At 50.1% G+C, this 12,447-nt stretch carries 15 protein-coding genes; 8 read left to right on the plus strand and 7 right to left on the minus strand.

Annotated elements, in window-relative coordinates; translation table 11 throughout:
* Position 1: 1 nt before the first annotated feature.
* Both ACNFN4_RS11590 and asnB read right to left on the minus strand, forming a co-directional pair.
* Entirely contained in the window at positions 2-742 is a 741-nt protein-coding gene (locus ACNFN4_RS11590) for a squalene/phytoene synthase family protein (RefSeq protein WP_022553577.1), read from the minus strand.
* A gap of 85 nt (positions 743-827) precedes the next feature.
* Positions 828-2,669, minus strand: coding sequence for an asparagine synthase (glutamine-hydrolyzing) (gene asnB, locus ACNFN4_RS11595; protein WP_022553578.1), 1,842 nt, complete (start codon positions 2,667-2,669; stop codon positions 828-830).
* Between the two features lie 175 nt (positions 2,670-2,844).
* Between asnB and ACNFN4_RS11600 the strand changes: the two genes are divergently transcribed.
* Positions 2,845-3,387, plus strand: a complete 543-nt coding sequence (locus tag ACNFN4_RS11600; protein WP_039063060.1) for a DUF2777 family protein — start codon at positions 2,845-2,847, stop codon at positions 3,385-3,387.
* Positions 3,388-3,586: 199 nt separating this feature from the next.
* Here ACNFN4_RS11600 and ACNFN4_RS11605 read toward each other — a convergent pair whose 3' ends face one another.
* Both ACNFN4_RS11605 and ACNFN4_RS11610 read right to left on the minus strand, forming a co-directional pair.
* Entirely contained in the window at positions 3,587-3,943 is a 357-nt protein-coding gene (locus ACNFN4_RS11605) for a YisL family protein (protein ID WP_003155128.1), read from the minus strand.
* Between the two features lie 93 nt (positions 3,944-4,036).
* A complete protein-coding gene (locus tag ACNFN4_RS11610) occupies positions 4,037-4,942 on the minus strand; it encodes a fumarylacetoacetate hydrolase family protein (protein ID WP_031378473.1) in 906 nt (301 codons plus the stop codon).
* Between the two features lie 217 nt (positions 4,943-5,159).
* Here ACNFN4_RS11610 and ACNFN4_RS11615 point away from each other — a divergent pair, with 217 nt between their 5' ends.
* The 7 genes from ACNFN4_RS11615 (at position 5,160) to ACNFN4_RS11645 (ending at position 7,514) form a co-directional block, all read left to right on the plus strand.
* Positions 5,160-5,375: an aspartyl-phosphate phosphatase Spo0E family protein gene (locus tag ACNFN4_RS11615; RefSeq protein WP_014417374.1), complete on the plus strand. Its 216-nt coding sequence runs from the start codon at positions 5,160-5,162 to the stop codon at positions 5,373-5,375.
* Between the two features lie 189 nt (positions 5,376-5,564).
* Positions 5,565-5,786, plus strand: coding sequence for a spore germination protein (locus ACNFN4_RS11620; protein WP_003155135.1), 222 nt, complete (start codon positions 5,565-5,567; stop codon positions 5,784-5,786).
* A 12-nt stretch (positions 5,787-5,798) separates the two neighbouring features.
* Positions 5,799-6,035, plus strand: a complete 237-nt coding sequence (locus ACNFN4_RS11625) for a spore germination protein GerPB (RefSeq protein ID WP_007409164.1) — start codon at positions 5,799-5,801, stop codon at positions 6,033-6,035.
* Between the two features lie 35 nt (positions 6,036-6,070).
* Positions 6,071-6,688: a spore germination protein GerPC gene (gene gerPC / locus ACNFN4_RS11630; RefSeq protein ID WP_014417373.1), complete on the plus strand. Its 618-nt coding sequence runs from the start codon at positions 6,071-6,073 to the stop codon at positions 6,686-6,688.
* Positions 6,685-6,861, plus strand: a complete 177-nt coding sequence (locus ACNFN4_RS11635) for a hypothetical protein (RefSeq protein ID WP_003155141.1) — start codon at positions 6,685-6,687, stop codon at positions 6,859-6,861. Before gerPC ends, ACNFN4_RS11635 begins: the two co-directional genes overlap by 4 nt.
* Entirely contained in the window at positions 6,861-7,256 is a 396-nt protein-coding gene (locus tag ACNFN4_RS11640) for a spore germination protein GerPE (RefSeq protein WP_029973169.1), read from the plus strand. The genes ACNFN4_RS11635 and ACNFN4_RS11640 overlap by 1 nt, the downstream gene beginning before the upstream one ends.
* A 39-nt stretch (positions 7,257-7,295) precedes the next feature.
* Positions 7,296-7,514 (plus strand): spore germination protein, encoded by a 219-nt coding sequence (locus tag ACNFN4_RS11645; RefSeq protein ID WP_003155143.1) that lies wholly within the window; start codon positions 7,296-7,298, stop codon positions 7,512-7,514.
* Positions 7,515-7,557: 43 nt separating this feature from the next.
* Here the strand turns inward: ACNFN4_RS11645 and ACNFN4_RS11650 are convergent, their stop codons facing one another.
* The 3 genes from ACNFN4_RS11650 to sbcD are packed head-to-tail and all read right to left on the minus strand — an operon-like array spanning position 7,558 to position 12,428.
* Positions 7,558-7,851, minus strand: a complete 294-nt coding sequence (locus tag ACNFN4_RS11650) for a hypothetical protein (RefSeq protein WP_017417418.1) — start codon at positions 7,849-7,851, stop codon at positions 7,558-7,560.
* A gap of 15 nt (positions 7,852-7,866) precedes the next feature.
* Positions 7,867-11,259 carry an exonuclease subunit SbcC gene (gene sbcC, locus ACNFN4_RS11655; protein ID WP_448200188.1) on the minus strand — a complete coding sequence of 1,131 codons (3,393 nt, stop codon included), beginning with the start codon at positions 11,257-11,259 and terminating at the stop codon, positions 7,867-7,869.
* On the minus strand, positions 11,256-12,428 hold the full coding sequence (gene sbcD, locus ACNFN4_RS11660; protein ID WP_014417369.1) for an exonuclease subunit SbcD: 1,173 nt from the start codon (positions 12,426-12,428) through the stop codon (positions 11,256-11,258). Before sbcD ends, sbcC begins: the two co-directional genes overlap by 4 nt.
* Positions 12,429-12,447 lie beyond the last annotated feature (19 nt).

Here is a 12,447-nt window from a genome sequence, read left to right on the forward strand (position 1 = left end):
TTTATGCTTGCGAAAGCTGTTTTCTCATGTCACCGAGCTCTGACCGGTAATGTGCCAGCAAACCGGTAACGGCGGGCCTTGAGTATAACGGAAACAGCTCCAGCTCTTCAGACGCCTCCTCGAAATACGCCTCGGCCTCGAATGCGATGTACTCCCATACATTCATAAAAGCTTTGTTGACGGTATGGCTCTCCAGCTCTTCTTCCGTATAGCCGAATTGCTTCATCACCTGGCGCGGGAGACGCTTTTTCGCCCGCTCATCCGTATGGACCCCCAGAAGCACCCGGGTCAGCTGAATGGCTGCTCCTAATGAAACGGCTGCATGGCGGAGTTTCTCTTGGTTCCGGCGCGCGCAAACCGGCAGCAGAAGCAGGCCGAGGGCTCCGCCTGTTTGGCCCGCGTACATCAGCAGGTCATCAAACTCTTGATAAGTTACTTTTTCTCTGTCAGAGATTTGGCCGGCGATAAACTCACGTAACGGCTCTTCTTCAAGCGCAAATTGCTGCCGCACATCGGCGAGCGCCTCCCACAAAAAGCCGTCGGCGCGTGCCCCGTTCAGAAAGTCTTGTGCCGCCTGTTCAAATCTCCCAAGTTCCTGCACATCAAGCCGGTCAGCTTCGTGAAACAAAGCAAGCACCGCCCATGCGGCCCGCCTGTTTTTTGGCGGCAGGGATGAGAAAGTCCGTTTATATAAAGGAAAGTGCGCCTCGGCAAGCTGGGCGCATGTTTCGTATTCGGTCATGGTATCACTCCTCTGTTTTTTAGTGTACCATATGTTTCACAATAAAAAGACCGATATCCTTCAGCGGAAACCGGTCGCGGCACTGTTATTCTTCTATATCGATACGGTACGCCTCAAACCATGTATGGATCTGGGCAAGATGGGCGATCAGCTGCGGGCCTTTCATCAGCTGGCCGAACCACGGAACCTGAAAAGATGAACCTTCTGTCTCCAGCAGCATTTCCAGCTTCTTTCTGTCAAGCAGGGTGTGAAGCACGGAATCTTTCTGTTGTAAAATCGTTTTCAGCCATTCTGTGACCCCCTGCGTGTATTTCGGGTGATGCGTTTTCGGATAAGGGCTTTTTTTGCGGTACAAAATATCTTCAGGAAGCAGTCCTTCAAGCGCTTTCCGCAAGATGCCTTTTTCCCGGCTGCCATGCATTTTCATTTCCCAAGGAATATTCCAAACGTATTCCACAAGTCTGTGGTCGGCGAACGGCACCCGTACTTCAAGACTTGCGCCCATGCTCATGCGGTCTTTGCGGTCGAGCAGATTTGTCATAAACCAAAGCATATTTAAGTAGAACAGCTGCCGTCTCGCTTTATCTGTTCCCGTCTCACCGTCTAACAGCGGCGTTTCCGCAATGGTTTCTTCATATCTCGCATTCACGTATTCTCTAAGATTCAGCCGTTTTTGCCACTTTTCATCCAAGAGCGTGATCCTCTCCTCAGTCGACCTCATCCAAGGAAATCCGTCTTCTTCTGCCGCGGTGTGAAACCACGGATATCCGCCGAAAATTTCGTCCGCGCATTCTCCGGAAAGGCTCACGACAAAATCTTTTTTAATTTCCCGGCAGAACCATAATAGCGAGGAATCAACATCAGCCATGCCCGGCAGGTCTCTGACGAGAACGGATTCCTCCAGATGTTCAACCAGCTGATCCTGCGTAATCACGCACTTATGATGCTGTGTGCCGTATGCATTTGTCATTTTATCGATCCACGGGCCGTCATCATTCGGCTGAAAGGCGCTCGCTTTAAAAAATTTGCTGTTCTCCTCATAATCAATTGAATAAGTATGAAGGGGATCTCTGCCTTGTTTCTCAAAATGAGCGGCGGCTATCGCGGTTATCGCGCTCGAATCAAGCCCCCCTGATAAAAACGTGCAAACCGGCACGTCAGATACGAGCTGGCGTGTCACTGCATCCTGAAATAAGTACCGAATGTGAGCCGCGGTTTCATCGAAGCTGTCTGTATGCTTTTCGCTCTTTACATTCCAATAACGCCATATGGACAAACCGTCCTTTGAGAAAGTGAACGCATGAGCGGGACGCACCTCGTGAATTCCTTTAAACACCCCGCAGCCCGGAGTTCTGGACGGCCCGAGTCCGAATACTTCCGCAAGTCCGCCGCTGTCTGTGCGGGCTTTCACATCAGGATGAGCAAGGATGGCTTTCAATTCCGACCCAAACAGAAAGGAAGAGCCGTGTTCTTTATAAAAAAACGGTTTGACGCCGAGCCGGTCTCTTGCCCCGAACAGCCGCTTGCGCTTTTCATCCCAGATGGCAAAAGCGAAAATACCGTTCAAGCGGTCCACGCACTCCTCCCGCCACTCAATATAGCTGTGCAGCAGCACTTCTGTATCAGAGGTCCTCTCAAAACGGTGGCCCCTCGCCTGAAGCTCCTTCCGCAATTCCTCCGTGTTATACAGCTCGCCATTATAAATGATGGTGTACGTTTCCTCTTGATGCGTGCAGGCCATCGGCTGGCGGCCGCCTTCAATGTCAACGACCGAAAGTCTTTTATGTCCGAATAAAACATGGGGCTCTCCCCAGACGTTTGAATCATCAGGCCCTCGTTTTGAAAGAGTGTCTATCATATTGTTCATAATATGTTTCTCTTGGACGAGCTGCTTTTGAAAATCGACCCAACCCGCAATTCCACACATGTGATATCAGCTCCAATCCCGTTTCTGTCGGTATCAAATTCGTTTCTATCAGCACTTTACCCAGTTTATGCAAAGAAACGCAGATAGTTGATTTGTCCCACTAAGAGTTGTATGAGACAAGCTCGATTTGGAAAGAACGGAAGAGAAGAAACAAACAAAGGAGACCGGCACGGTTATGAAACGAAAACAGCTTTTCTCAGAAAAAAACAAATGGGGGCGCGGCACCCTGATAATAGAGGACGGCATCTGCCTCGTCGAAAACGATGAAGGCGATATCCTGCTTGCAGACAGTCTAGGAAACGCAGACGTATTGATGAAACGCGGCGGCAGATGGCAGCCGGCACGGATTTGCGGCGGTGCGGCCGAAATCGGCGCAGACACCATCCCCCTGCTCGGCGGGGAAGAAATCCGTTATGAAAAGGCGGTCAAACGGCCGCTGTTAACCTTGCTCGATTCGCTGGACGATGAAACGTTTCTGCTGTTTCTCAGCCATCTTCACGGGTTCGGCCTGTCTGTATATGATTGCGTATTTTCCTACAATCAGGCGCTGTTTTCCGGTGAAGGCGTTTCGTTTTATCACTTCTCGGCGGATGACGCACAATGCGCCCTGCAGCATCACCGCGGCAGCTCGGGTAAACACGACAGATTTGAATGGACGGCATCTGACGGGCGGCGCTCCATTATGTATTCAGCGGCAAAACAAGACGGCACCGCGTAACAAACAGGCGGCACTTTTAAATAGGTGCCGCCTGATGTATTTAGCTTTGTTTTTCACGCTGATTGACGCCCGGCGTTTGCTTTTACCCTTTACAGCCGTAGCTTTTGCGGTAACGAGAGTGATTGACGCTGGCACAGTTGCGCAAAATGTATGCGCAACTAAAAAAACCCGGATGCATCCGGGTTTTTCAAGCGACTGATTAAAATACGTGAAAGCCGATCGGCAAGTGAAGGCCGAGCAGCACCGTCAGGACGAGCACGATAATAAAACCGATCCACAGTCCGCCGGTTGATTTGCCTTTTTTCTTACGGATGACGAGCATTTCCATCAGTCCGATGGTAATGATGCCGAGCAGCATTTTTCCGGCGTATTCTCCGTTCCAATTCGCAAAACGGACGAAAAGCTCAGCTCCGGTCAGAATAATAATAATGTAGAATAAGCGCAGAATCATATGCGTAATTTTTGCGCCCTTCGCTTTTCCGGCACCGTACAGCCCGTAGCTGACAAACACCAGGATAAGCGCAACGACCCATGAAGTAATATGCCAATGTGTCATTATGTTCAATTCCCCCTATCAGATCAATCTGCCTCACTTATGGTACCACAACAAGCCGCTCGGAGCATTATCAATCGTGCGAAAGACACACAATTATCCGATTTGGTTCGACAGCGTGCCGATCGGTTCAATTGTAATGTCAATGCGGTCCCCCGGCTTTAAAAATTTCGGCGGCTTAAACCCTTTTCCGACACCGGACGGCGTCCCCGTCGCTATAATGTCACCGGCTTCAAGCGTCATCCCTTTTGACAGCGTCTCGATTAATTCAGCTATCGGAAAAATCATGTCCCCCGTTGATCCTGATTGGCGCAGTTCTCCGTTCACCCGCGTTTCAACTTTCAGGCTTTGCGGATCACTGACGGCCGACTTATGTACAATGACCGGGCCCATCGGGCATGTCGTATCCAGGCTTTTGCCGATAAAAAACTGTTTATGTTTTTTCTGCAGATCGCGCGCTGTTATATCATTTACAATGGTATAGCCGAATATATGATCAAGCGCATGTTCTTTGGAGATGTGCGATCCGCTTTTTGATATGATTACCGCAAGCTCCCCTTCATAATCAAGCTGCTCCGTTACGTCCAAGTGGCTGTCCACTGTTTCTCCGTGTCCTGTAACGGCAGCCGGGGCTTTCGTAAAAACCATGGGATGCTCCGGTATATCAGCCTCACTCCCCATTTCAACGGCATGATCACGATAATTTTTCCCGATGCAGATCACGTTCTTTGAAGGTCTCGGAATAGGCGCGCAAAGCTTTACGTCAGACAGCGCATACATAAATGAACCCGACTCGTCATTCGGTTTTTTCGCCCATTCCGCAAGCTGTCCGGCATGCGCGACAAACTTATCTCCTTTTTGAATGCACTCGATCAGCGAACCCGGAATCGTCTCAAGTTCAAACAATTTTTTTTCAGCCTTTTGCAGATCTAAGATTTTGTCATCATCAATGATCAGACCGACAAATGTTCGGCTGTTCAGTTCCCCTGTCGCAAATTTCATGTTAATCCCCCATCATTTTTAAATCTGGCATTCCTTTATGTATTCTTCCTCCGGGCGGGAAATTCCTCTTTTAAACAGGCTGAAAATAAGTGTAAAAGAGTATCAAAAATTGTCACTTTTTTAGTCATATTGACGAAATAAAACCTTCTTGGACAAAATGGGTTATACTATTATCATCCTATGTTTTCCAAAATAATCGAGAATTGGAGATCACACGATGAACAAAATTGAAGAAAAAAGATTAACTTTATTCGAGACAGCGCAAAAATTCGGAATCAATGCGACGGAGACCATCAGGTGCAGCCAGGAGCTGGACAGCCTTTTAAACGGGTGCCGGGGCGGGCTCATCCAACAAACGAAAGACAGCGGGCTGAACCCGTCCGTACAGATTGAGCACGGCCGCACCGCAGGAAAAAAAGAGGCTTTCTCATAAACGTGATGTGTATATAAATCTGTATCATTTATGTATAAGGCCCGGCATGCGTATAGCGCCGGTGTTTTTACGTCTAAAGTTTTTTCCGCTCACAAAAATGTGCATTTGTCATAAGCTATTTTAGGCAGGCAGCCCAGATAAGCTCCTGGAGTGCAGTCATGAAAATCTTCACGAAAAGGATGTGCTCGTATGCCCGCAATTGTCGGAGCGTTTAAAATTAATGCCGTCGGTACGAGCGGAGTCGTTCATATAGGCGACTGCATCACCATTTCTCCAAAAGCAGAGGTTAAGACATTTGCCGGAGCGGGCAGCTTCAATACCGGAGACAATCTCACACTGACGAATTACAGGAATTCAACGAATGTGTACGATAATGATGTAATCGATCAGCCGATGGCAGGAAACGCATAAAGGAGGCGCCGTATGAACTTTTACGTCAATCAGTCGATCCATATCAATTACATGCGTGTAGAATCTGTCAGCAATTCCTCCATACTGCAAATCGGAAGCGCCGGTTCAATTAAATCTCTTTCCAATCTGTACAATACAGGGAGTTATGTTGAGCCGGCGCCGCCTGTCACCGCGGGGCAGCAGACTGTAACAACAGGGGGAGGTCCCGGCACCTCATCATTTGTACCGCTCCAGCCGCCAAGCCGGTAGTTTTAATGAAGGAAACGAGACGCGAGGTGAATGTCATGTATGATCAATCCGTTTCATCCTACCTGCAGAATTTAAATTCTTTCGTCCAGCAGCAGGCGCAGCAGATTCAGGAGCTCGAACGGCAGCTGAAAGAATTCCAAAATGAAATTTCAACGCTGAAGCAGCAGCCTTCTACAAGAATCGATCGGCTCGAGTATAAATTTGATCAGCTGAAAATTGAACGGCTGGAAGGAACGCTGAATATCGGATTGAATCCGACTGATCCGAATGCCGTGCAAAACTTCGAAGTCGGCCAGACATCTCCGCAGGTCGGAATGATGCAGCAGGAACAGGCGGGCCAGCAAATGCAGCAAATCCGCCAAAACGTCGATATGTATCTGAATGAAGAAATCCCCGCGCTTTTAGAGAAGCTCGAAACTCAGTATGAGAGCAGGCTGGACGAAGCGAACAAATATCATATTATTGAAGATATCAGAAAGCAGATGGACAGCCGGATTCAGTATTATCTGTCCCATGTCCCGAAAGAAGAAAATACGGCGCCCGCGCAATATGCCGAGCAGATTGCCGAACATGTGAAGCGTGATATTGTCAGGGCCGTCGAGCACTTTATTAAGCACATACCTGGTGAAATGAAAGGTGATGATCCGTCATGATTTTTACAGTGATTAACCGGAATATTGAAGTCGGCGACATCCGGTCTACCGGTGTGTCCAGTTCTTCCTTATTATTAATCGGCGACACCGATTCCGTCTATCTGTCTTCCATCTTTGACACGCCTCCGGAATCTCTTATTATCGGGCCTTATGTGCCGCTGGCGCCGGAATAATGTTAAAGCGCATTTCACGCCTCCGGAACGCCAAAATCAATTCAGTCGGGATTGCGAGTGTCTTTCAAGCAGGCGATACGAATGAAATCAATATGCGGGTCAAAGTATTGGCCGATCAGCGTACTATTGCCTTATACAGAGACGATGAAGGCTCATTTAACAAAAAAGAATACCAGATCTTTCGGCAGCCGGCCGTCATGCCGTTACCGGAAACGGGAGTCCAAAGCGCATTCTGCCATGAAAACCCTTCAATTCGGGTAAGGAATGTGAAAGTTCAAGGGGTATCGTCAGCGTCCGTGGTTCAAATCGGATCGACGTCGATCGTTCTGGGAGATTCGCGGCTGAAACATATTAGGCAGATCTTCACATCAAGCTCACAATCACAGCAGCCCTGACATATAATGACGGTGAGACTTCTATAAAGGGTGTCGTTTATGCCAGCAATTACCGGACCTATAGCTATCAATTCCATATCGGGCGGAGTCGTAAACTTTGGTGATTCCTTTTACCTTTCTCCAAAAAGCTCTTCTAAATCTGCGCTCGGTTCGGGAGCAGGCAATACCGGAGATTTCCTGTTATTAAACAACGTTGTCAATGCGACAAACTATATAGACCCCGATGTCAGCGATCAAAATGTGGTCGGAAACGCCTAAAAAGCAGCCGCTCTTTCAGAAGAGGGCTGCTTTTGGTTCAGCGTTATGTTCGTTCATTTGCTTTTTTTGTTTTTACAAGCTTTTTTGGCGGCTGTTTTCTGATCCATTTCACAAACCGCGCGAGTTTCGGGTCACGCCGCAGCTCTTCTATTCCCGCGAGCCTTGCCGCAAGCTCCTGATTCGTATAGAGCGCGTGAACCTGTTTATGACAAGGGATGCAGAGCATTGCGGTCGGAAGGAATGTCCCGCCTTCTTCCTTAGGCGTTAAGTGGTGCTCCGTCAGCCGCACATGATGACGGCCGCATAATTCACATGTGCCCTCGGCAGAATCGGCCATAATTCCTTCTCCTTTCTACATGATCTCCAATGTGACCCGGGTGCCTTTCCCGCCCGGTTCGGACGGATGAACGATTAATTTTTTCGGCAGACGCGCTCTCAGCTCCTGCACATGGCTGATCACTCCGACGGATAAGTTGTCCGATTGCAGCTTTTCGAGCGCTGTGACAACGGTGTCTAGGAGCCCTTGGTCAAGAGTCCCGAATCCTTCATCTAAGAAAAAGAATTGCAGCGGGTATTGCCCCCGCAGCTGAATCTGGGCGGACAAGGCAAGCGCAAGCGACAGCGATGTTAGAAACGTCTCCCCGCCGGAAAGGCTTGATACGGGCCGTTTGACGCCTCCGTTCGCGTCATCACGCATGACGAAACCGCCTTCTGAATCGACTAATATGGCGTACCGCTGCCTTGTCAGCGCTCCGAGACGGGCAGAGGCGTCCCGAGCCACGCTTTCCAGCTGTTCTTCCGCTAAAAATTCGACGAATGTATTGCCTTTACATACAGACTGGAGCTTATCAAGCCTGTCAATCTGTGTCTGCCAGCTTTTCAGTTCGGCTTCAATCTCTTTAAAGCGCTTATGCTGTTTTTGCATAACCGCGAAGGCTTTTGCCTGTGCTCCTTTTTCCTCCATGGCGGCGCCTGACTCAGCCTCTGCCTGCTTCAGCAGAGAAACGGATGCTGTCCATTCTTCCTCTGATATCCGGCGCTCGGCTAATTTATCAGTAACACGGCTGATATTTGCCGATAGCTGTTTTGAGGTGTCCAGGAACTCATCAATTTCTTTTTTCATTTCCTCTGCACGCCCTTGCGGAAGCAGACTTTTTTTGACTTGGTCCGGCTCGGTAAATCCGGTGTCTTTTGACCTCAAGCGCCAGTCGTTTTGCGCTTTCTCAAGGGAGGTCTCAGCATCCCTGAGTGACATGAGACTCCCGGATTCCCGGCCTTTTGCGTCATTCAGTGATTGCTGCGCCTGCTTCAGCGCGTCGAATAGGGACTGCTCTTTCGATTTTAACAGCTGTAATTCCTGCCGCACCGCTTCAAGCTTTGCGGAAATTGATGTTTCTTCAGCTGCTGTTCCGAGCTCTTGTTCATATCCGTCAATCACCTGCTGCAGGCGCTCAGACGCATAGTGAAGCTCGAGCCGTTCCCGTTCAAGCCGATGCTTCATCTCCTGCAGGCGTTCTTTCTCCTCTTCATGTTCCTTGAGGAATGCGATGCTTGTTTCAATGCGCTTCTCACATTCTTCTGCCTGCCTGTCCTTCTCATCTATCGAAGCCTGCCAGGCGTCAATCCGGTTTGGCGGAATATCACCGCAGACTTCGTTGTACTGATTCAATCGGCTTTCTGACAGCGATTCAAGCTCTTCTAATGAATGTCTGAGACGGTCGGCTTCTTTTTCCTCGTAGCGGATTCGTTCGGCCAGCTGCTCAGCTTGTTTCACCGTCTGCTGATGCGCGCTGATCAGTCTTGTGACCTTCTCTTTTACCGACAGCATATCCTGTTTCATTTGTTTCCATTCCAAGCGGACGGCGCTGAACGCTTCATCAAGCGGGCGTCCGCTGATGGAAGAAGCGGCTTCCAGCTCCGGAACCCGGGCGCTTTGCAGAAACGGACATTCTTCGGTAAAACGCCCCGACTGCTCTTCTAATGCAACCTTGGCTGTCAGCACTTCCTGAGAAAGAGCCGCCGCCTCAGAAAGCAGCGCTTCAACCTGCTGCAACTGTTCCTGTACAGCCGTATCAGGCGAGAATGTTTCATGAGCGGAACGCGGGCGGTCATGCTGCGTCGAGCCGCATACAGGACAAGGCTTTCCTTCGATTAGTTTTTCCGATAATTCTTTTGTTAATGCAGCCGTTCTCGCTTCCTCTGAGCGCCTGCGGAGATCGGCTTGCGTTTTGTCAGCCCGTTCGGCTGCGGCTTTCAGTGAACGTTCCGTTTCACAGACCATATGGTAAACGGTTTGAAGCGTTTGATAAGCGTGCGTAATGTCTTCCTCTTCCGTTTTCGCTTTCGCTGTGAGCGACTCGCTTTCTCCGTTCAGCTTCTCCACGTTTTTCAGCTGCGTTGTCAGATTGGCCCGTTCTTTCGTGATTTGTTCCTGTGTCTGCTGAAAGCCCGCCGCCAGCTGTGCTGCGGTCTGGCATTTTTTCCGTTCATCAGCGGTCACTTGAACTGCTTTCAGCTCTTCTTTCAGCTCATTCTGCCTGTTTTTACCGCGGGTCAGGCGGTCTTTCACTCCGGCCAGCTGTTTCGAGGCGGCTTCGTATTCTTCCTCTTTTTTGCTGTGTTCCGCATTTGTTTTTTCCGCTTCTTTTTTCGCTTCAAGCAGTTTTTGTTCAATGGCTGAAAGTCTTTGATACAGCTCTTCTTCCTTGACAAGCTTCGGCTCCTGTTCGGCCTTATGGGCCCGCCATGCTTCATAGGCTTCATTTTGCCGGGTAAATGAAACGGTTTCCGCCTCTGATTTCCGTTTGGCCAGTTCGTGTTCCTGTTCGGCGCGCTGCTTCCGGCGGACGGCTTCTGTGTAACGGTCTGCGTACGGCTCAAGGGCGAGAGCTGTTTCCGCCTCTTTAAGACGCTCAGTCAAATCCGTGATGTACGGGCGTCTTTCCTCAAGCTTTTTCTCCCGGCGCTCATATTCATCTCTTTCTGTCTGCAAGTTCCAAATTTCCTGGTGATTCTCAAAACGCTCTTTTGCCCGGACCCGTTTCTTCTCAGCTTCTTCAAGCCGTTCGTTCGCTTCGTGAAACTGCTGTTCAGCCTGCTTCAGCGCATCTTCTCCTGCGTCTCCGAGGCCGGATTGTTCGGCCAGCATTTCATTTTTTTTCGCTGCCGCTTCCTGCGCCCGCCTCCGCAATTTTTTGACAAGCCTGTCCCCGTACTGTTCCAGATTAAACAGGCGCTGGAGCATATGTCTTCTTTCCGCGCCTTTAAGCGACAGAAACTCGGCAAACTTTCCTTGCGGCAGCACGACGGCTCTTGTAAAGTCGTCAATGGTCAGGCCAAGAAGCTCCTCTACCTTTTTGTTCACTTCATTCGCTTTATCGGCCAGCACCGTTTGTTCGTCTTTGATTTCAATCAGGCGGCAGAGGGCGGTTTTTACTTTCGTTTCATCCGTTCTCTTAAAAACGCGCTCGACCTTGTAGGAAACCCGGTGGCCGGATTGAAGCGCGAATGTAAATGAGACGGCGAGCTGATCTTCGGCATGATTCAGGATGCCGTGCGTATTATTTGCGGCGCGCTCCACTTTTCCGTATAAAGCGAGTGTCATGGCATCAAGGATCGACGATTTTCCGCTTCCCGTCGGCCCGAAAATCCCGAACACCCCGGCTCCTGACAGTCCGGCAAAATCAATGGTCTGTTCCTCCCTGAAGCTGTGGAGCCCTTTTATCGTTAACAGAATCGGCTTCATGTCGCATCCTCCTCATCATCTGCTGACGCAAGCTCTAAAAACAGCTTGACCATCTCCTCATCCGGCACGCCGCCGCCCGTTTGTTTTTCATAAAACTTCTTAAATCGATCCTCAATTGATGTGTGTTTCACTTCAATCCGGTCATTGCCGGTCTCTTTTTCTTCAAAAACCGGCCTGATATGGATAAAGCCGGGATGCGCCTTTCTCAGCCGATGAATTTCCTCGAGAGAAAGCTGATCCGTCAAATGGATATCAAGGTCGATCCAGGCATTCCGGTCACGCCCTTCATCGAGCCAGCCGTGAACCTCGCTCAGCCCCTGCGCTTTCCATTTGACGAGCGGTTTACCGGAAGACAGGAAAATCTCTTCCCACTTCGCTTCTCCGCCGGGCTTCGCTTCTACCACCGTGACCGATTTGGCATAACCGGCTTCTGAAAAGCTGTATGCGAGCGGAGAGCCTGAATAACGGGCAGCCGTCTTGGCGCGCTTGATCGTTTGCGGACGGTGGAGATGGCCGAGAGCCACGTAAGCCGCACCAGCCGGCAGGCTGTCAGCGGCAACTGTGTAAGCGCCCCCGACTTCAATCGGACGCTCTGAATCGGTCTGATTTCCCCCCGCGACATAAATGTGGCTCGCCGCGATTTTCACGGCATCGTCCCGGCACAGTCCGCACATGTGAGCAAACGCCTCTCTGATTTTGACATCGTAATGATCGCGAAGAAGCTTTTCCTCAAACGTATCAGAAAGCACTTCGTTTAATCTCGCCTCTGACGGATATGCCAGCGCGGCTACGGCTAACAGCTCGTCCGCCGACGGCACCTCAATATGCACGGGTTCTGTCCGCGGATAGCCGATTAAATGAATGCCGCGCTCATTTGTTAACGGAGAAGCCGCCGCCAGCCTGTCGGGATTGTCATGGTTTCCGGCAATGACGACGACCGGTCGTTTTCCGCCGTCAGAAAGCGCGGAAAGACTTTCGTAATACAATTGTTCAGCGAGCGCAGGCGGGTTGACCGTATCAAATACATCCCCCGCCATAATGACCGCATCAATGTTTTCTTCCTTGACAATGGTATTCAGCTCTTCCAATACCTCGGCCTGCTCGCTCAGCCGGCTTCTGCCTTCCAGCGTTTTGCCGAGGTGCCAGTCAGCTGTATGTAAAATGCGCATACCGCATTCACCTCACTTT

It is taken from the genome of Bacillus sp. N1(2025) (assembly GCF_053470005.1).